Origin of the sequence: Stenotrophomonas sp. HMWF023 (genome assembly GCF_003060985.1) — a bacterium.
GTDB classification, from domain to species: domain Bacteria; phylum Pseudomonadota; class Gammaproteobacteria; order Xanthomonadales; family Xanthomonadaceae; genus Stenotrophomonas; species Stenotrophomonas lactitubi.
The window spans coordinates 8,271-28,174 of sequence record NZ_QAIJ01000320.1; the positions used below are offsets into that span (position 1 = coordinate 8,271).

At 67.2% G+C, this 19,904-nt stretch carries 17 protein-coding genes; 13 read left to right on the forward strand and 4 right to left on the reverse strand.

The features are described 5' to 3' along the window. Positions 1–438 precede the first annotated feature (438 nt). The 10 genes from pstS (at position 439) to rnt (ending at position 8,492) form a co-directional block, all read left to right on the forward strand. Positions 439–1,527, forward strand: a complete 1,089-nt coding sequence (gene pstS, locus DBR20_RS19545; RefSeq protein ID WP_108267821.1) for a phosphate ABC transporter substrate-binding protein PstS — start codon at positions 439–441, stop codon at positions 1,525–1,527. Positions 1,528–1,609: 82 nt separating this feature from the next. After that, positions 1,610–2,578 carry a phosphate ABC transporter permease subunit PstC gene (gene pstC, locus DBR20_RS19550; RefSeq protein WP_033830733.1) on the forward strand — a complete coding sequence of 323 codons (969 nt, stop codon included), beginning with the start codon at positions 1,610–1,612 and terminating at the stop codon, positions 2,576–2,578. Continuing rightward, a complete protein-coding gene (gene pstA, locus DBR20_RS19555) occupies positions 2,578–3,441 on the forward strand; it encodes a phosphate ABC transporter permease PstA (protein WP_108267823.1) in 864 nt (287 codons plus the stop codon). The genes pstC and pstA overlap by 1 nt, the downstream gene beginning before the upstream one ends. Before the next feature lie 19 nt (positions 3,442–3,460). Beyond that, positions 3,461–4,291: a phosphate ABC transporter ATP-binding protein PstB gene (gene pstB, locus DBR20_RS19560; RefSeq protein ID WP_025875381.1), complete on the forward strand. Its 831-nt coding sequence runs from the start codon at positions 3,461–3,463 to the stop codon at positions 4,289–4,291. Between the two features lie 65 nt (positions 4,292–4,356). Beyond that, on the forward strand, positions 4,357–5,064 hold the full coding sequence (gene phoU, locus DBR20_RS19565; RefSeq protein WP_108267825.1) for a phosphate signaling complex protein PhoU: 708 nt from the start codon (positions 4,357–4,359) through the stop codon (positions 5,062–5,064). 180 nt (positions 5,065–5,244) lie between these two features. Beyond that, on the forward strand, positions 5,245–5,595 hold the full coding sequence (locus tag DBR20_RS19570) for a hypothetical protein (protein ID WP_108267827.1): 351 nt from the start codon (positions 5,245–5,247) through the stop codon (positions 5,593–5,595). Next, a complete protein-coding gene (locus DBR20_RS19575; protein WP_108267829.1) occupies positions 5,582–6,457 on the forward strand; it encodes a DUF692 domain-containing protein in 876 nt (291 codons plus the stop codon). Before DBR20_RS19570 ends, DBR20_RS19575 begins: the two co-directional genes overlap by 14 nt. Then, positions 6,450–7,205 (forward strand): putative DNA-binding domain-containing protein, encoded by a 756-nt coding sequence (locus DBR20_RS19580; protein ID WP_108267858.1) that lies wholly within the window; start codon positions 6,450–6,452, stop codon positions 7,203–7,205. The genes DBR20_RS19575 and DBR20_RS19580 overlap by 8 nt, the downstream gene beginning before the upstream one ends. A 23-nt stretch (positions 7,206–7,228) precedes the next feature. Further along, positions 7,229–7,750 carry a DoxX family protein gene (locus tag DBR20_RS19585; RefSeq protein ID WP_108267831.1) on the forward strand — a complete coding sequence of 174 codons (522 nt, stop codon included), beginning with the start codon at positions 7,229–7,231 and terminating at the stop codon, positions 7,748–7,750. Positions 7,751–7,907: 157 nt separating this feature from the next. Next, positions 7,908–8,492, forward strand: coding sequence for a ribonuclease T (rnt, locus tag DBR20_RS19590; protein ID WP_032951815.1), 585 nt, complete (start codon positions 7,908–7,910; stop codon positions 8,490–8,492). A gap of 329 nt (positions 8,493–8,821) precedes the next feature. Here rnt and DBR20_RS19595 read toward each other — a convergent pair whose 3' ends face one another. The 3 genes from DBR20_RS19595 to DBR20_RS19605 form a co-directional block, all read right to left on the reverse strand. Beyond that, positions 8,822–11,767, reverse strand: coding sequence for a ligand-binding sensor domain-containing diguanylate cyclase (locus DBR20_RS19595; protein ID WP_258223432.1), 2,946 nt, complete (start codon positions 11,765–11,767; stop codon positions 8,822–8,824). Positions 11,768–12,052: 285 nt separating this feature from the next. Then, positions 12,053–13,444 (reverse strand): ATP-binding protein, encoded by a 1,392-nt coding sequence (locus tag DBR20_RS19600; RefSeq protein WP_100552039.1) that lies wholly within the window; start codon positions 13,442–13,444, stop codon positions 12,053–12,055. 6 nt (positions 13,445–13,450) lie between these two features. Next, entirely contained in the window at positions 13,451–14,179 is a 729-nt protein-coding gene (locus tag DBR20_RS19605; protein WP_025875399.1) for a response regulator, read from the reverse strand. A 204-nt stretch (positions 14,180–14,383) separates the two neighbouring features. Here DBR20_RS19605 and DBR20_RS19610 point away from each other — a divergent pair, with 204 nt between their 5' ends. The 3 genes from DBR20_RS19610 to DBR20_RS19620 are packed head-to-tail and all read left to right on the forward strand — an operon-like array spanning position 14,384 to position 19,013. Beyond that, a complete protein-coding gene (locus DBR20_RS19610; RefSeq protein ID WP_108267835.1) occupies positions 14,384–15,622 on the forward strand; it encodes an efflux RND transporter periplasmic adaptor subunit in 1,239 nt (412 codons plus the stop codon). Next, positions 15,619–17,577, forward strand: coding sequence for a MacB family efflux pump subunit (locus DBR20_RS19615; protein ID WP_108267837.1), 1,959 nt, complete (start codon positions 15,619–15,621; stop codon positions 17,575–17,577). The genes DBR20_RS19610 and DBR20_RS19615 overlap by 4 nt, the downstream gene beginning before the upstream one ends. Continuing rightward, entirely contained in the window at positions 17,574–19,013 is a 1,440-nt protein-coding gene (locus DBR20_RS19620) for a TolC family protein (RefSeq protein ID WP_108267839.1), read from the forward strand. Before DBR20_RS19615 ends, DBR20_RS19620 begins: the two co-directional genes overlap by 4 nt. Before the next feature lie 110 nt (positions 19,014–19,123). Here DBR20_RS19620 and rlmB read toward each other — a convergent pair whose 3' ends face one another. Next, positions 19,124–19,867 (reverse strand): 23S rRNA (guanosine(2251)-2'-O)-methyltransferase RlmB, encoded by a 744-nt coding sequence (gene rlmB / locus DBR20_RS19625; RefSeq protein ID WP_089239900.1) that lies wholly within the window; start codon positions 19,865–19,867, stop codon positions 19,124–19,126. Between the last annotated feature and the right edge of the window lie 37 nt (positions 19,868–19,904).

The window sequence follows — 19,904 nt, forward strand, 5'->3', positions numbered from 1 at the left end:
GGGTTGGTCGTGAAGAGCGCTGCGCTTCCGTTGATCTGTTGTTGCGGCGATGGGCCGGGCTGCGCAGGACACGCCGTGAACCCGTCCGTGGGGGCTCGGCCACGGCATCCATGCCGTGGACGGTCCTGCGCAGCCCGGCCCACCGCCTTCCGACAGTCCATCGGGGGCGCGGTGGGGTCATGGAAGGCAGGAGCAGGAGCAAGGGCAACGGCAATGGCAACGCGTGGCCTGCAACGTTCTGGCCGTCGCGCCGGCAACCGCGCAGAAGCGCAGTTGGCGCCGTCAGCCGGCCCGGCGGCCAACCGTGATTCCGCCGAAACCCTTGCCAGAACGTGATCCAGGACACCTCTGTCATGGACGTCATACGGTTGTAACAAAAACATCATTTCATAGCCGCATCCGCCGACGCCGTCGGCTCTACCCCGCTATGGAGTGACCATGAAACTGCACTCGGCCAGCCTTGCCGCCCTTTCCCTGGCCATCGCCCTGGGCCTGTCTGCCTGCGGTGGCGACAAGCAGGCCGCACAGCAGCCGGCCGCTGACGGCGCCGCTGCTCCGGCCGCTGCCGGCGACAAGGTGACCGCTGAGGTCTCCGGTGCTGGCGCCTCCTTCATCTTCCCGCTGGTGTCCAAGTGGTCGGCCGACTACAACACCGCCACCGGCGCCAAGATCAACTACCAGTCGATCGGTTCCGGTGGTGGCATCGCCCAGATCAAGGCCGGCACCGTTGATTTCGGTTCCTCCGACAAGCCGCTGAGCAGCGACGAGCTGGCCCAGGCCGGCCTGGCCCAGTTCCCGTCGGCCATCGGCGGCGTGGTCCCGGTGGTCAACATCGACGGCCTGGAAGCCGGCAAGCTGCGTCTCAGTGGCGCCCTGCTCGCCGACATCTTCCTGGGCAAGGTCAAGACCTGGAACGACCCGGCCATCGTCGCCGCCAACCCGGGCGTGACCCTGCCGGACGGCAAGATCACCATCGTCCACCGTTCGGATGGTTCGGGCACCACCTTCAACTTCTCCAACTACCTGTCCAAGGTCAACCCGGAGTGGAAGAGCAAGGTCGGCGAAGGCACCTCGGTGCAGTGGCCGGACGGTGTGGGTGGCAAGGGCAATGAAGGCGTCGCTTCGTACGTGAAGCAGATCAAGGGCTCGATCGGCTACGTCGAACTGGCCTACGCCCTGCAGAACGCGATGCCGTACGCCTCGCTGCAGAACGCTGCCGGCACCTGGGTGCAGCCGAACGCTGAAACCTTCGCCGCCGCTGCCGCCAGCGCCGACTGGGCCAGCGCCAAGGACTTCAACCTGGTCATCACCAACGCACCGGGCGAGCAGGCGTGGCCGATCACCGCCACCAACTTCATGCTGATGCAGAAGAAGCCGAAGGATGCCAAGCGCAACCAGGATGCGCTGGCCTTCTTCAAGTGGGCCTTCGAAAGCGGCCAGACCCAGGCCAACGAACTGCACTACGTGCCGCTGCCGGCCGAACTGGTCAAGCAGATCGAAGCCTCCTGGGCGACCGAACTGAAGTGATGGACCCGACGGTGCCCGCCACGTGCGGGCACCGTCTCCTGAACATCGTGCTGCCCCGCCCCTTCCTGGCCCTGCCGTCCCCATGAATGCCATCGCCCAGCCTGTAGCCGCCCCGTCCACGCGTGATACGCGTGATGCCCGCAACGACAAACTGTTCCGATGGGTGCTGGTCGGCACCGTCATCTTCGTCCTGATCGCACTGGCCTGCGCCGCACTGTCGATGCTGTGGGGTGGTCGCCACGCCCTGCAGGTGCAGGGCCTGAGCTTCTTCTTCTCTTCCGACTGGAATCCGGTCGAAAACAAATTCGGCGCCCTCGCCCCGATCTACGGCACCCTGGTCACCGCGCTGATCGCGATGGTCATCGCCGTACCGGTCAGCTTCGGCATCGCCTTCTTCCTCACCGAAGTAGCACCGCGCTGGCTGCGGGGTCCGGTCGGTACCGCCATCGAACTGCTGGCGGGCATTCCCTCCATCATCTACGGCATGTGGGGCCTGTTCGTGCTGGTGCCGGTGATGACCGAGTACGTCACCCCGTTCCTCAACGAAACCCTGGGCGAATGGCCGATCATCGGCCCGGTGTTCCAGGGCCCGCCGCTGGGCATCGGCATGCTCACCGCCGGCTTCGTGCTGGCGATCATGGTCATCCCCTTCATCTCCTCGGTGATGCGCGAAGTGTTCCTGACCGTGCCGACGCGCCTGAAGGAATCGGCCTACGCGCTGGGTTCCACCAAGTGGGAAGTCAGCTGGGACATCGTGCTGCCCTACACCCGCTCGGCGGTCATCGGTGGCGTGTTCCTCGGCCTCGGCCGCGCACTGGGCGAGACGATGGCCGTTGCCTTCGTGATCGGCAACAGCGTGCGCCTGTCGCCGTCGCTGCTGGAACCGGGCACCACCATCGCCGCGTTGATCGCCAACGACTTCGGCGAGGCCACTGAAACCTACCGCTCGGCGCTGCTGCTGCTCGGCTTCGTCCTCTTCATCGTCACCTTCGTGGTGCTCGCCATCGCCCGCCTGATGCTGATGCGCCTGTCCCGCAAGGAGGGCAACTGATGTCCAGCACCGCTGACTCCCTGTACCTGCGCCGCCGCATCGGCAATGTCATCGCCATCGCGATGTCCTGCGCCACTGCGTTGTTCGGCCTGTTCTTCCTCGGCTGGATCCTGTTCACCCTGGCCTCCAAGGGCCTGGCCGGCATCAACCTGGATCTGTTCACCAAGATGACACCGCCGCCGATGCAGGAAGGCGGTCTTGCCAATGCCTTCTTCGGCAGCGCGGTGATGTGTGCGCTGGCGATCGGCATCGGCACCCCGCTGGGCGTGCTGGCCGGTACCTGGCTGGCCGAGTACGGCAACGCCCGCAAGGCCGGCACCGTGGTCCGCTTCGTCAACGACATCCTGCTGTCGGCGCCGTCCATCGTGCTGGGCCTGTTCGTCTACACCCTGTACGTGATGCAGACCGGCGGCAGCTTCTCCGCGTTCGCAGGTGCGCTGTCGCTGGCCTTCATCGTGCTGCCGGTGGTGGTGCGTACCACCGACGAGATGCTGCGCCTGGTGCCTTCGCAGATGCGCGAAGCGGCCCTGTCGCTGGGCATCCCGCAGTGGAAGGTGATCGTGCAGGTGCTGTACCGCAGTGCCTCGGCCGGCATCGTCACCGGCATCCTGCTGGCGCTGGCGCGCATTTCCGGCGAGACCGCACCGCTGCTGTTCACCGCGTTCGGCAACCAGTACTGGAACAGCAACGTGTTCCAGCCGATGGCCTCGGTGCCGGTGGTGATGAACCAGTTCGCCGGCAGCCCGTATGAATCCTGGCAGGTGCTGGCCTGGGCAGGTGCCCTGGTGCTGACTGTCTTCGTGTTGCTGGTCAGCCTCGCCGCTCGCGGCTTCCTGCTGCGCAACCGTATCTCCCATGACTGACCTTTCCGTGGATACCGCCATGAACGACCTTTCCAACGCCGTGCCGATGCAGCGCATCGTGGTGCCGGCCTCGCACGAGAACCTGCACGCTCCGGCACCGGTCAAGCTCGCCGCGCGTGGACTGGACTTCTACTACGACAAGTTCCATGCCCTGAAGGGCATCAACCTGGAGATCCCGGAAAAGCGCGTGACTGCGCTGATCGGTCCCTCCGGTTGCGGCAAGTCGACCCTGCTGCGCATCTTCAACCGCATCTACGCGCTGTACCCGAAGCTGGAAGCGCGCGGTGAGGTGATCCTCGACGGCGAGAACATCCTGTCGCCGAAGTACCCGATGAACCGCCTGCGCAGCAAGGTCGGCATGGTGTTCCAGAAGCCGGTGCCGTTCCCGATGACCATCTTCGAGAACGTGGCCTACGGCATCCGCCACCACGAGAAGCTGTCCAAGGCGGACATGGCCGACCGTGTCGAGCACGCACTGCGCCAGGGCGCACTGTGGGACGAAGTAAAGGACAAGCTCAACCAGAGCGCGCTGGGCCTGTCCGGCGGCCAGCAGCAGCGTCTGTGCATCGCCCGTGCCGTGGCCCTGCGGCCGTCGGTGCTGCTGCTGGACGAGCCGACTTCGGCGCTGGATCCGATCTCCACCAGCCGCATCGAGCAGCTGGTGGAAGAACTGAAGCACGAGTACACCATCGTGATCGTCACCCACAACATGCAGCAGGCCGCCCGCGTGTCCGATTACACCGCCTTCATGTACCTGGGCGACCTGATCGAGCACGACCGCACCGAAGTGATCTTCTCGCAGCCGTCCAAGCAGCAGACCGAGGATTACATCACCGGTCGCTTTGGCTGATCGGCGCTGACGCTTCGCCACATGTCCCAGCCAGGCGCGGCCTGGCTCTACCTGGATTGCAGAACATGAACCTTCCCAACGACCACATCGTCAAAAGCTACGACGAAGAGCAGCAGCGCCTGGTGGCCGAAATCGTGCGCATGGGCGAGATGGCCGTCGCCCAGCTGGAGGCGTCGATGGACGTCATCGAGAAGCGCGACGAGAACGCCGCCCATCGCATCATCGCCAACGATGAAGCGATCGATTCGCTGGAACAGCAGATCAGCCACGACGTGATGCGTCTGGCGCTGCGCGGCCCGATGGCACGCGACCTGCGCGAGATTCTTGCCGGCCTGCGCATTCCCGCCGATATCGAACGCATCGGCGACTACGCGGCCAACGTCGCCAAGCGCTCCATCGCGCTGGGCAAGGTGCCGCCGCTGCCGCAGATCCAGGGCCTGCGTTCCCTCGGCCGGCTTGCTGCGCAGCAGGTCCGCCGCGCCATCGCCGCGTACCGCGACAACGATGCCGATGCCGCACTGGAACTGCGCGAGGACGACGCCCGCCTGGATGCGCAGTACACCGCGCTGTTCCGCGAGCTGCTGACCTACATGATGGAAGACCCGCGTAACATCACCCCGTGCACCCATCTGCTGTTCATGGCCAAGAACCTGGAGCGCGTGGGTGACCACGCCACCAACATCGCCGAGAACGTGTGGTTCCTGGTGCACGGCGAACAGCCGCTGCCGCCGCGCCAGAAGCGCGACGAGACCTCCAGCGCCGGCGATATCTGATACTGCACTGCAACACCGGATTCGACTCCAGGGTGGCCGCTGTCCTCGCGACAGCGGCCTTTTTGTTGGCGTTGTAATACTTCTCACGAAAATTTGAATTCCCGGCGAGGATTCGTTGAGTAGGATCGCTGCACCATTGCTTCACCACGGGCAGCCGCCCACCACCCAGGAGCACGACCGATGAGCACCTCCAACAAGACCCTGTCCCTGCTGACCGCCACCGCCCTGGCCGCAGGCCTCGGCATGACTGCCTCCGCCTCGGCCCTGAGCATGAGCGACCTCGCCCAGGGCTATCTGGTTGCCGGCCAGGCGGCCAAGGCCACCGACGCGAAGGCGACCGATGCGAAATCCGCCGACGCGGCCAAGCATGCCGAAGGCAAGTGTGGCGCCGACGGCAAGAGTGCTGAGGGCAAGTGTGGCGGCGACAAGGGCAAGGCAGCGGCCGGTGCCGACGCCAAGGCCAAGACCGGCGGCGACAAGAAGTCGGCCGAAGGCAAGTGCGGCGAAGGCAAGTGCGGTGCCAAGCACTGACGTCCGCACCGGCGTCGTCCACCCGCGGTCGCCGCTTCCCGCGGCGGCCGTGGGCCTGGGCCTGCGCCGCGCCCTGCTGCAGGACCTGCGCGATGCACCAGCCGGCGATTTCGATTTCCTCGAGTGCGCGCCGGAGAACTGGATCGGTGTCGGTGGCCCCGCCGGTGACGCGCTGGCCGAACTGGCGACGCGCCATCCATTGAGCTGCCATGGCCTGTCGATGTCACTGGGCGGCAGCGCAGCGTTGGACACCCAGCTGCTGGCGCAGGTGGGTGCCTTTCTTGAGCAACACCGGGTGCCGCTGTACAGCGAACACCTGAGCTACTGCAGCGACGAGGGCCATCTGTACGACCTGCTGCCGATTCCTTTCACCGATGAAGCGGTACGCCACACCGCTGCACGCATCGCCCGCGTACAGGACATTCTCGGCCGCCGCATCGCCGTGGAAAACGTGTCGTACTACCTGGCGCCGGAGCCGATGATGGACGAACTGGCCTTCACCAATGCGGTGCTGGCCGAGGCCGACTGCGATCTGCTGTTGGACGTCAACAACGTGTACGTCAATGCCTGCAATCACGGCTACGACACCGATACCTTCATTGCCGGCCTACCCGCGCAGCGCATCGTCTGCCTGCACGTGGCCGGGCATCTGGACGACGCTCCGGACCTGAAGATCGACACCCACGGCAGCCCGGTGATCGACCCGGTGTGGGATCTGCTGGCGCGCACCTACGCCCGCATCGGCCCACGCCCTACCCTGCTCGAACGCGACTTCAATTTCCCGCCTTACGCCGAGCTGCGGGGCGAACTGCAGACCATCCACCGCCTGCAGGCCGTGCATGCCGGAGCCGCCCATGGCTGACGCCCCCGAACGACTGCGCAGCCAGCAGCATGCGTTCACCGCACACCTGCGCGACCCGGCGCAGGTACCGGCACCGCCCGGCATGGACCCGCGTCGGGTGGCGGTGTACGAACGCCTGCTGTTCAACAATCTGCTGGGGTTGTTGAGCAACGGCTTCCCGGTCTGCGTGCGCCTGCTTGGCGAACCGGCCTGGAGTGCGCTGGTACGCCACTATTTCGCCAGCCATCGCTGCCAGGCGCCGCTGTTCACCGAGCTGGCTGCAGAGTTCGTGCAGTGGCTGCAGGTGCAACCGGAGCTGCCGCATCCAGCGCTCGCCGAACTGGCCCACTACGAGTGGGTGGAGACTGCGCTGTACCAGCTGCAGGCTGATCCGCTGCCGGAAACGGGCGACGTCGATCCGTTGCAGGTGCCGTTGCGGCGCTCGCCACTGGCCTGGCCGCTGCTGTATCGCTGGCCGGTGCATCAACTGGGTAGCGACGATGCACCGTTGCAACCACCGGCAGAGCCCACCGGCCTGCTGGTACGGCGCGATGCCGATGGTGCGGTGCGCTTTGCCACCCTGACCAGTCTGGCGGTGCACCTGCTGACCCTGATCGGCGAGGCGCCCGGGGCCACCGGCCAACAACAGCTGCAGCAACTGGCCGTCCTGCACCACCTCGATCCCGAGACCCTGGCCGCCCCGGGTGCGCAACTGCTGCAGCAGTTCCTGCGTGCTGGCGTGATCGGTCCGCTCCGCGCTTCACCCTGACACCCCTTCCCGGAGATTCCCTCATGAAGACCCCGATCCTGGCCGCAGCCTGCGGCCAGCTGGACCGTTTCGCCCCGTGGTTGGCCCCGCTTGGCCTGCGCATACTGCTGGCCTGGGAATTTTTCGAGTCCGGGCGCGAGAAACTGCACGGCGAGAACTGGTTCGCCGACCTGCAGGGCGCGTTCCCCTTCCCCTTCGACCAGTTGCCCGCTGCGCTGAACTGGCAGTTGGCCACCTGGTTCGAGCTGCTGGGCGCAGCCTGCCTGCTGTTCGGCTTCGGTACCCGTTTTGCCGCTGCCAGCCTGCTGGTGCTGACGGTCGTGGCCACGTACGCGGTGCATCTGCCAGCCGAATGGGGCTCGCTGGGCGATCTGGCGATGGGCTATGCGATCAGCGACCAGGGCTTTGGCAACTTCAAACTGCCGCTGCTGTTCATGGCGATGCTGCTGCCGCTGCTGTTCATCGGCGCCGGGCGCCTGAGCGTGGATGCAGTGCTGGCACGCTGGTATCCATCGGACCCCACGGCGCAGCCCGCGGTCCGGTAGACGCCGACCTTGGTCGGCGCGCAGTGTGCCAACCAAGGTTGGCACCTGGCGGGATCCCGGGCGCTCAGGGTCGCTCTGCTAGAATCCGTACATGACTGACCCCACTTCCGCACCTGCCGCCGCCCCTGTTTCCGACGTACCCCAGGCGCAGCGCGCGATGTCACAACGCTTCCGCGGCTTCCTGCCGGTGGTGGTGGATGTTGAAACCGGCGGCTTCGACAGCCAGCGCAACGCGCTGCTGGAAATCGCTGCCGTGCCGATCGAGATGGACGAGAACGGCCTGCTCTACCCCGGCCAGACCGCCAGCGCCCACGTGGTGCCGGCCGAGGGTCTGGAGATCGACCCGAAGTCGCTGGAAGTAACCGGCATAATCCTCGACCATCCGTTCCGGCTGGCCAAGGAAGAGAAGGCGGCGCTGGATCACGTCTTCACTCCGGTGCGTGCTGCGATGAAGAAGTACGGCTGCCAGCGCGCGATCCTGGTCGGCCACAACGCCCATTTCGACCTGGGCTTCGTCAACGCGGCGGTCGCCCGTACCGGGCACAAGCGCAATCCGTTCCATCCGTTCAGCGTGTTCGATACGGTCACCCTGGCGGGCATCGCCTACGGTCAGACCGTGCTGGCGCGCGCGGCCACGGCCGCCGGGCTGGGCTGGGATGCCAACGAGGCACACAGCGCGGTGTACGACACCGAGCAGACGGCGCGGTTGTTCTGCACGATCGCCAACGCCTGGCCGCGGTAAGGCGGCCAACGGCGGAGCCCCTCGTGGCGGGCTGACAGCGATTCATCGGTTGGGCCGGGCAAGGTGGGTTCGCGGGGGACGCCGTGAATCCGTCCCTGGAGGCTTAGCCGCGCCATCCATGGCGCGGATACCCCCGCGAACCCACCCTGCCCGGCCTTCGACAGTTTCCTGGGCGCCACGGAAAGATCAGAAAAGCGGTAGCAACAGCGGGTCGCTGCGCTCGATGGGGGCTGCGGGTGCCTCTGTGGTGAGTCACTTCTTTGGTGGGTGCCGACCGTTGGTACGGCACTCCAGTAGATCCACGCCATGCGTGGATGCTTCGCACTGGATCAACCGATGCTCGTACGATCGCGGCCGTCGCTCTTCGCGCGGTACAACGCACGGTCGGCACGCTGGTACAGCAGCGCCGGGGTGCGGTCGTCGCCATCCAGTTCCACCAGGCCGGCACTGAAGGTGACCCGCAGGCCGGGTATGCCGGCCCAGTCCGGATGGTCATGGAACAGGCCGCGCAGGCGCGCGCACAGTTGCGCTGCCTCCTCCAGCCGGGTGTCATTGAGCAGCAGCGCGAATTCTTCGCCGCCGGTGCGTGCCGGCAGGTCCGAATCGCGGCTGGCCGCTGCGATCACCTGGGCTACTTCAACCAGTACCGCATCACCAATGCTGTGGCTGTGCTGGTCGTTGACGTCCTTGAAGTGGTCGATGTCCAGCACCACCAGGCACAGCGGATGGCCGCTGCGCTGGGCGCGGGCGAAATCGCGGGCCAGCGCCTCGTCGAAACCGCGGCGATTGGCCAACCGGGTCAGCGCATCCTCGCGGGCCTGTCGTTCGAATGCCTCGGCCTGCCGCGCCAGGCGCTCGGCCAGCTCGGTCTTTTCCTGGTTCAACGCCTGCAGGTGCACGGTCTGCGCCTGCAGGTCGAAAGTTGCCTCGTCCACGCGCCGTGCCAGGCGCAGGTTGCTGGCCTTGTACTGCTTCAGCAGGAAGCGGTACAGCGCCACCAGCGCGGCCAGCAGCACCAGTCCGGTCAGCGCCTGCACGCTGCGCCGCTGCCACCAGAACGGCTCGACAGTGAAGCTCCACACTGCTTCCTGATGGCCCCAGCTGCCGCCCGGGTGCGAAGCGGCCACGTGCAGCGTGTAGTCGCCCGGCGGCAGGCCGACGAACTCCACGCTGCGCTGCGGGCCACGCTCCACCCAGCCGTTGTCCAGACCCTCCAGCCGCGTGCGGTAGCGGATGCGGTCTGACATCAGGTAGCTCAGGCCCACGTAGCTCACCGCAAGCCGTCGCCCACCGGGAATCAGGTTGCGCTCGCGGCCTTCCCAGTGCACCGGCGCACCGTCCACCTGCACGTTCTCGATCGCCGCAGGCGGCGCCGGACGCTCGCGGAAACGCTGCAGCCGCTGCGGATCGACCGTGCTCAGGCCACCGGCGGTCACCACCCAGAACGTGCCGTCCTGGCGCAGGATCGCCGAGGGTCCGGAGCTGCCGTTGGCCTGCGCATTGGCCATGCCGTCGATTTCGTTGTAACGCTCCACGGTTACCCGCGGCGCGCGTCCGTCGGCCACGGCGTTGAGCGTGGCCATATCGGTACGCAGGACACCGCGGTTGCTGCTGATCCACACATTGCCCAGGCGGTCGGGCACCAGCTGGAACACCGCATCCACCGGCATGCCCTGCTCCAGGCCCACGCGCGCCAGCGTGCCCCGCTGCCAGCGGTACAGCCCACGGTCACTGCTGATCCACATCGCATCGCCGATCTGGTGGAAACCGAATACGCTGCGGCCACCGCCCAGCGGCGCCAGGTCGATCGACTGCACCCGATCACCACGCAGCACGCGAATGCCTTCAATGGTGCCGATCCACAGATTTCCCTGGTGATCGTGTTCCAGCGCGGTGGTCAGCCCCCCCGGCATGCCCGCAACCGTGGGCACGCTCACCTGGTCGCCCTCGATGCGGACCACGCCCTTCTGCGTCCCCGCCCAGACCACGCCATCAGGCGCGATGCTGATCGCACGGATGTTGCCGCCGGGCAGGCCATCGGCCGCAGCGTAGTTGTGGCGAAGCCGTCCATCGGCGTGCAAGCGGTAGATGCCGTCGCCGAACGTGCCCACCCACAGATCGCCGCCAGCATCCTGGGCCAGGCTCAGTACCGAGGGCGCCTTGCCACCGCGGTTGTGCAGCGGCATCGCGCGGAATCGACCGTCGGCGGTCTGCAGGTCCAGGCCGCTGGCACTGCCCACCCACAGGTGGCGGTCACGGTCTTCGAGCACCGTGCGCACGTAGTCACCGCTCAGGCCGTCGCGTTCGGTGTAACTGCTGAACAGCGTTTCGCGCAGGCGATACAGGCCGCCGTTGGCACCCACCCAGATGCTGCCCTCGGCGTCTTCGCGCAGGCTGACCACCCGCCCGCCGGGCAGGTTCAGACCGGCCGGCAGGCGCTCCAGCCCATGCGCCGAGATGCGCAGCAGGCCCTGATTTTCGGTACCCAGCCACAGGTCGCCATGGCGGTCCTGCAGCATGGCGGTCAAGTGCAGCTGGCCAGGCAGCCGGTGCACCAGCACCAGACGATCATCCTCCACCCGGTACAGGCGCTCGCCCGCGACGATCCACAGCGCGCCATCGGGTGCGCGATAGGGCCACGACAGGCCCTTGTCCACGCCCCACGCCGCCGGCGCGCGCTGCAGCACGCCGTCGTTTTCACGCAGCACCAGGCCGTCGAGAGTGCCGATCCAGACCCGGTCCTGCGCGTCGACCGCCATCTTGGTGAAGCTCATCGCCAGCGGCAGGTCGGGTGGTGGGCGCTGGTAGACGATGCCCTTGTCCGGGGTCAGATAGGCGATGCCCTTGCCTTCATACAGCAGCCACAGGCGCCCCTGGCTGTCCATCTGCATGGACTGGATCAGCACCTGCGGCGTATCCGGCTGATGCTCCCAGACCCGCCACTGGCCATCGCTGCCACGATGGCTGACATTGCCCCGCGAGTCGCTGATCCACAGTCCGCCCTGCGCGTCGACCAGCAGCGCGCCGATGCCGTTGTCGCGCAGTCCTGGCCGCGTGCTGCGGTCGAACACGGTGAAATCCAGGCCGTTGTAGCGCACCAGGCCTTCCCAGGTGGCGAACCACAAGTGGCCTTCCGGGGTCTGCGCGATGTCGCGCAGCGAGTTGTGCGGCAACCCATTGCGCGAGGTCCACACGTCGATGGCGTAGTCGCGCAGCGGCGGTGCGCCACTCTGCGCGGCCAGCGGCGCGGCTATCGCCAGCAGCAGCCACAGCATGCCCAGTCGCAGCAGGCGACCGATCCTCTCCGCGTGGCGCCCCGCCCGGCGCCTTTCCGCCCCCTGTCCGCCCATCAGCGCAGCGGCGGCGGCCAGCTGCGGATGCCGGCGGTGGCGGTGGCGGCAGACGCGAACAGAAATGGCCGCACCGCGCAGGGCGGCATGCCGGCAGGAACGGGCAGGCTCATCGGACGAAGAATGGGGAAGTACGCAGATGATAGGGCAAACCCTGTCGTCGGCGTCACCGCATCCGGCACAGCCGGGCCCGGGTGCCGATCCCCACTGCTACCGCGCCTCGGCGCTGGTCGACCACTGCACCACCGCTTCCAGCCCACCCTCGGGACGGTTGCGCAACCACAGTCGGCCCCCATCCTTTTCGGCCAGCGCGCGGGCGATGGTCAGGCCCAGGCCGGCACCACCGGTCTCGCGCGAACGTGAGGTCTCCACCCGCACGAACGGGTCGAACACCGCTTCCAGCTGGTCATCCGCCAGCCCGGGGCCGTCATCGGCGATGACCACCGTGATCGTGCCCTCGCCGCGCTCGACGCGCACGCGGGCGCGTTGCGCGTACATCACCGCGTTGTCCACCAGGTTGGAGAACAGGCGATGCATCGCCAACGGGCGCAGCATCAGCACCGCGCCGCTGCGGCCTTCGAAGACGACGTCGGCACCGTCCTCGGCGGTGTCCTCGACGATGCTTTCCAGCAGCGAATCCAGGTCCAGCGCCGCGCGCTGTTCGGCACTCTCCGCACTTCGGGCCAGTTCCAGACCCTCGCGCACCAGCGCCTGCATCGCGGCCAAGTCGCCGATCAGGCGCTCGCGCAAGGTCTCGTCGGTCACGTTTTCCAGGCGCAGGCGCAGCCGGGTCAGCGGCGTCTGCAGGTCATGGGTGATCGCCGCCAGCATCTGCGTACGTTCGGCCAGGTGGCGCTGCAGCCGATGCTGCATGGCATTGAAGGCCTCGGCGGCGCGCTGCACTTCACGCGGCCCGCGCAGCGGCAATGGCGCCCGCTGCAGGTCATCGCCGAGGTCCTCGGCGGCTGCCGCCAGCTCCTGCAGTGGCGCGCTGGCCATGCGTGCAACCACGTACGCCAGCACGGCAATGGCCAGCACCAGCAGGGTCAGGAACAGCGGGTCCACGGCGAGAATGCCGTTGTGTGCGATCGCCGGCGAATCCAGAGCGAGCTTCAGCAACGTGCCGTCGTTGAGCACCACGTCCACCGCCCGGCACTTGGGTGGAATGAAGGTGGGATCGCGTTCGCGTGGCGGCTTGCGGTGGCCCGGCGGCGGCGGCGGCAGCAGGTCCTGCAGCTTGGGAATGCACGAACGGAACGAGGCGAAGTGCACATGCGCCCGCGACACCGGGCCCGGGCGGTCCTCCAGTACTTCCATCAGCGCCTTGTCGGCGCGCCCGATGCGCGCGCCGGGCTGCAGTGCGCGCACGCTGGGGCCACCGATCTCCAGCAGCCGTTCGCGCAGCTCCGGGTTGCCGTCGAGCAGGTTGATGTAACCCTGCAGGCGATCGGCGATGCGGTTCAGGTTCTGCCGCTCGAATTCCTGCTGCCGCTTGGAACTGGCCAGCATGGTCGCGCCGATCGCGGCCACGCTCATGCCCAGCAGCAGGATCACGAACAGCCGTCCGACCATCGAGGACAGGAAGTGGCGCAGGCGATTCATCGCGGCTTATTCCAGGTTGACGGCCGAGGCCAGCACGTAGCCTTCGTTGCGCACGGTCTTGATCAGGCCATCGGGGCCGCCATCGTCGGCCAGCTTGTTGCGCAGCCGGCTGACCTGCAGGTCGATGGCGCGGTCCTGCGCTTCATAGTTGCGGCCGCTGCTGAGGGCCACCAGCTGCTCCCGCGAGAGCACCTTGTTGGCATGGGCGATGAACACCCGCAGCAGGCGGAACTCGGCGCCGGACAGCACCACCACGCGCCCGTCCGGGTCGACCAGGTGGCGATGCTCCAGGTCGAAGATCCAGCGCGAGAAACGCGCACGGCGCACTGCCAGCGGTTCCAGGTTGGCCGGCAGCGCTTCGGTACGGCGCAGCACGTTGCGGATGCGCGCCAGCAGTTCGCGCGGTTCGAACGGCTTGGCCAGGTAGTCGTCTGCACCCATTTCCAGGCCGAGCACGCGGTCGATCGGCTCGGCGCGCGCGGTGAGCATGATCACCGGCGTGTTCGAGCGCGCGCGGAGGTCGCGGCACAGGGTCAGCCCATCTTCGCGTGGCAGGTTGAGGTCGAGCACGATCAGGTCCACGTGTTCGCGTTCCAGCAGCTGGCGCATGCTGGTGCCATCGGCGGCGGTGCTGACCTGGTAGCCAGCGCGGCCAAGCTGCTCGGCCAGCAGGGTGCGGATATCGTTGTCGTCATCGACGATCAGCAAACGGTGCATCGGGTTTTCAGTCTCCATGTCGCGATCATCCCGTGTCGGCAGCTGAACCGCATCCAGGCCAATGCGTACCACTGTATCCCCCGTAGTGCGGGATACCTGCTGATACGCAGTCTCGGCGACAGTGTTACATAGAGACACACCCCGAGGATTGAGCACAGCGTCGCTCGATCTTCACAATGCCCACCAACGCCGCCACTGCGGCCCCCAGAGTGAAGCTGCCACGTGATCTCCCGCCTGTTGCCCGCGACCCGCAAGGGTCGCCTGATGTTGATCGCCCTGCTTGTCCTGATCGCCGCTGTGTCCGCCTGGTGGCTGCTGCGCAAGCCGTCCGCACCGGCCCTGGCGACCACCCCGGTCAGCCGCGGCGACATCGAACAGACGGTGGAAGCGACCGGCGTGATCGACGCCTACAAGCTGGTCAGCGTCGGTGCGCAGGCCTCCGGCCAGATCAAGTCGCTGAAGGTGCAGCTGGGCGATACAGTGAAGGAAGGTGACCTGATCGCCGAGATCGATGCCACCACCCAGCAGAACCAGGTGCTCAACGCGCAGGCCTCGCTGGACCAGGTGACCGCGCAGCGCGCGGTGCAGCAGGCCACCCTTCGCCAGGCCGAACTGGAGTTTGCACGCCAGCAGCAGATGCTGGCGGCCGAAGCCACCTCGCGCCAGGAATACGATGCCGCCGAGGCCCAGCTGAAGACCGCGCGTGCGCAGCTGCAGTCCTACGAGGCGCAGATCAAGGGCCGCGAAACCGAACTGGGCACCGCCCGTGCCAACCTGGCCTATACCCGCATCGTCGCGCCGATGGATGGCACCGTGGTGGCGGTGGTGGCCGAGGAAGGCCGCACGGTGAACGCCAACCAGACCGCACCGACCATCGTGATGCTGGCACGGCTGGATGTAGTGACCGTCAACGCCGAGGTCTCCGAGGCCGACGTGGTCAAGATCAAGGCCGGCATGCCGGTGTACTTCACCACGCTGGGCGACCCGGACCGCAAGTACCACGCCACGCTGCGGCAGATCAATCCGGCGCCGGCGTCGATCGCCAACGAGAGTTCGTCCAGTTCCAGCAGTTCGTCCAGTTCCAGCTCCAGCAGCGCGGTCTACTACAACGCGTTGTTCGACGTGGAAAACCCCGATGGCACCCTGCGCATCGACATGACCGCACAGGTATCGGTGCTGCTCAAGCAGGCCAAGGGCGTGCTGATGGTGCCGGCCGTTGCACTGGGTCCGAAGTCGCGCGACGGCGAGCGCATCGTGCGGGTGGTCGATGACAAGGGCCAGCCGCAGCCACGCAAGGTCAAGGTCGGCATCAACAACGGCGCCAACGTCGAGGTCCTGTCCGGCCTGAAGGAAGGCGAGCGCGTGGTGGTCGGTGAAGGCGGCGCTGCGGCAGCCGCTGGCGGCGGCAACCGCGGCGGCATGCAGATGCGGGTCGGCGGCCCGGGCATGGGGCGCCGATGAGCACGACGGCGCCGCTGCTGCGCCTGCGCGACCTGCGACGCGAATTCCCGGCCGGCGAGGACGTCATCGCCGTGCTGCGCGACGTCAACCTGGACATCCATGCCGGTGAGATGGTGGCGATCGTCGGCCAGTCCGGCTCGGGCAAGTCCACGCTGATGAACATCCTCGGCTGCCTGGACCGCCCGACCCGTGGCAGCTACCAGGTGGCGGGCCGCGAAACCGGGAAAATGGCGCCCGACGAGTTGGCCGAGCTGCGTCGCGAGCACTTCGGTTTCATCTTCCAGCGCTACCACCTGCTGGGGGATCTCGACGCGCGCGGCAATGTGGCCGTGCCGGCCGTCTATGCCGGCAGTCCCGGCCCGGTGCGCACCGCGCGTGCCGAGCAGCTGCTGCAGCGCCTCGGCCTGGCCGACCGCATGCACCACAAGCCCGGGCAGCTGTCCGGTGGCCAGCAGCAACGCGTGTCGATCGCGCGTGCGCTGATGAACGGTGGCGAGGTGATCCTGGCCGACGAACCGACCGGCGCCCTGGATACGAAATCCGGCGAAGAGGTGATGGCCATCCTCGGCGAGCTGCATGCCGAAGGCCACACCATCATCATCGTCACCCACGACATGAGCGTGGCCGAGCACGCACAGCGCATCATCGAGATCCGCGACGGCGAGATCATCGCCGATCGCGCCAATCCGGCCGCGCCCAGCTACCGTGCGCAACGCGAGCCGAGCACGGGCGTCGCCCATGGCAGCAGCTGGCAGGCCGCCCGCGACCGCTTCACCGAAGCGTTCCGGATGGCCCTGCTGGCGATGAACGCCCATCGCCTGCGCACCTTCCTGACCATGCTCGGCATCATCATCGGCATCGCTTCGGTGGTATCGGTGGTGGCACTGGGCAACGGCTCGCAGCAGCAGATCCTGCAGAACATCAGCGCACTGGGTACCAACACCATCGACGTCTATCCCGGTCGCGGATTCGGCGACATGCGTTCGGCGCGGGTGCAGACCCTCAAGGCCAGCGATGCCGATGCCCTGTCGCGGCAGAGCTACGTCGACAGTGCCACCCCCAGCGTGTCCAGTTCGGTCACCGCGCGCTACCGCAACCAGTCGGCCACCGCGCAGATCAGCGGCGTCGGCGAGCAGTACTTCCGGGTGAAGGGCGTGAGCCTGCTCAGCGGCAGCTTCTTCGACACCGATGCGGTGAAGGGACTCGGCCAGGTGGCGGTGATCGATGAGAACACGCGCACCCAGTTCTTCCCTGACAGCGACCCGATCGGCCAGGTGATCCTGCTGGGCAACGTGCCGGTGCGCGTGGTCGGCGTGGCCAAGAAGCAGAGCTTCGGTTTCGGCGGCAGCACCAGCCTGAGCGTGTTCGTGCCCTACACCACGGTGATGTCGCGCATGCTCGGGCAGAGCCACGTTTCCAGCATCACCGTGCGGGTGAACGATGAAACGCCGATGGATGCGGCTCAGGAAGCGATCACCCGGCTGCTGACCATGCGCCACGGCACCGAGGACTTCTTCCTCAGCAACAGCGCCGAGATCCGCGACACCATCGAACAGACCACGCGCACGATGACCCTGCTGATCGGCGCCATTGCCGCCATCGCGCTGCTGGTCGGTGGCATCGGCGTGATGAACATCATGCTGGTCTCGGTGACCGAGCGTACCCGCGAGATCGGCGTGCGCATGGCGGTGGGGGCGCGGCAGAGCGACATCCGCCAGCAGTTCCTGATCGAAGCGGTGCTGGTGTGCCTGCTCGGCGGATTGCTCGGCATCGGCCTGGCACTGCTGATGGGCGTGTTGATCGGCCGTTTCGCCAGCGATTTCCAGGTGCTGTTCTCCACCGCTTCAATCATTGCCGCCTTCGCCTGTTCAACCCTGATCGGTGTGGCGTTCGGCTTCCTGCCGGCACGCAGTGCCGCCCAGCTCGACCCGGTGGAGGCCCTGGCCCGCGAATGAAGATGATGACCCGACTGCCCTTCCCCGCTCCCTCGCGCCTGCTGCTGGCCGGCGCCGTGCTGTTTGCACTCTCCGCCTGCGCTTCGGTGGGCCGCTATCCGGTTGAAGACCCCAGCGTTGCCGCCACCTATGGTCGTGGCGATGCGACCCTCAACGCGCCGGCCGACGACCCGCGCAGCGGCCTGGGCACCCCGGCCCGCGACATCCGCCAGGACAACTGGTGGACCGGCTTCGGCGATGAGCGCCTGGACCGCCTGGTCGCGCAGTCGCTGACCGCCAACAGCGACCTCGGCGCTGCCGGCCTGGCCGTGCAGCGTGCACGCCTGCAGGCCGGGCTGGCCAGCAACGCGCTGTGGCCGCAGCCTTCGTCGTCCGGGGTGAGCGGCAGTGGCAGCCGCGCCACCGACCAGGCCGACGACTGGCGCCGCAGCTACTCCACCGGTGTGTCGCTGGGGTGGGAAGTCGACCTGTGGGGCCGCCTGCGCAGCCAGCGCGACATCGCCCGCTGGGAGGCACAGGCCAGCGAAGAAGACCGGCAGAACACCGCCCTGCTGGTGATCGGCGATGTCATCAACCAGTACTGGGCACTGGCCTACCTCAACCAGTCCATCGCCACCGGCCAGGCCAACCTCGAACGACTGCAGCGCACGCATGAACTGGTGCAGGCACGCTTCGATGCCGGTGCGGTATCGCGGCTGGAAGTACGCCAGGCACTGCAGAACCTGCAGTCGCAGCGTTCGGCGCAGAGCGCGCTGGAGCAACAGCGGGTGGAAGTGCGCAATGCGCTGACCGTGCTGCTGGATGGCACGCCGTGGCCGCAGCAGGACGAACCGCAGAACCTGCTGGAAGCGCAGAGCCCGACCATTGCAGAAGGCCTGCCGGCCGACCTGCTCGGCCGCCGCCCCGACCTGCGCGCGGCCGAACTGCGGCTGCGCAACAGCCTGAAGACGATCCGGGTGACCGCTACCCAGTACTACCCGGCATTGAGTCTTACCGGCAGCCTGGGTTCCAGCGCGACCTCGCTGGGCGATGTACTGCGCAATCCGGTGGCGACGCTCGGGGCTGGCCTGTCGCTGCCCTTCCTCAACCTGCAGCGCGCGCAACTGGATACGGACGTGGCCGGTACCAACTACCAGATCGCCGCCACCAACTTCCGCAAGACGCTATACACCGCGCTGTCGGAGGTGGACAACGCCCTGTCCGCACGTGAGCAGCTGCTGCGCCAGGTGACTGCCTCGCAGGCGTCCTACGACGAAGCGGTGGAAGTGGAGCGCGCGCAGGAAGTGCGCTATCGCGTGGGTGCCACCGACCTGCGCACCTGGCTGGAAGCGCAGCAGACCCGCCGCGATGCGGAGCTGTCACTGGCGCGGGTGCGGCAGAGCCAGTTGAACAACGACGTGACCCTGTTCAAGGCACTGGGCGGCAGCGCGGGGTGACGTCTTCTGTAGAGCCGAGCCCACGCTCGGCTGCTTTTCGTCTCGATGCCGGTGCCGCGCGGTGAGCGACAGCCGAGCGTGGGCTCGGCTCTACAGGGACGGTTGCCTGATCAACCGCGCTGGCGCACGACCTCGAACAGGCTGACGCCGGCAGCGACCGAGACGTTCAGGCTTTCGATCTCGCCCGGCATCGGAATCTTGACCAGACCGTCGCAGTTCTCGCGGGTCAGGCGGCGCAGGCCATCGGCTTCGCCGCCCAGCACCAGGGCGATGTTGCCCTTCAGGTCCAGCTGGTACAGCGACGCAGTAGCCTCACCGGCCAGACCGTAGATCCACACGCCCTGCTTCTGCAGGTCCTTCAGGCAGCGCGACAGGTTGGTCACCGCCACCACCGGAATACGGTCGGCAGCGCCGGCCGAGGTCTTGCGCACGGTGGCATTGACCGTGGCCGACTTGTCCTTGGGAATGATCACGGCGGTTGCACCGGCCGCAGCGGCCGAGCGCAGGCAGGCGCCGAGGTTGTGCGGGTCCTGCACCTCGTCCAGCACCAGCAGCAGGGCCTTGCCTTCCGCAGCGGTGACCAGGCCTTCCAGCTCGTTCTCGTTGTAGGTGCGGGCGGCGGCATAACGCGCGGCCACGCCCTGGTGGCGCACCGAACCGCCCACGCCGTCCAGCGCCTGGCTGTTGACCTTGCGCACGTCGATGCCCTTGCGGCGGGCGTTTTCCTCGATCTCGGTCAGGCGCGGGTTCTTCGCACCGGCCTCGACCAGCACTTCGCGGACGTTCTCGGCGTCGTTCTCGATGGAGGAGGCGACGGCGTTGACGCCGACGATCCACTGGCTGTTCTTGCTCATGCGGGCAGGACCGGAAAGGGGGTGGCTATGGTAGAGC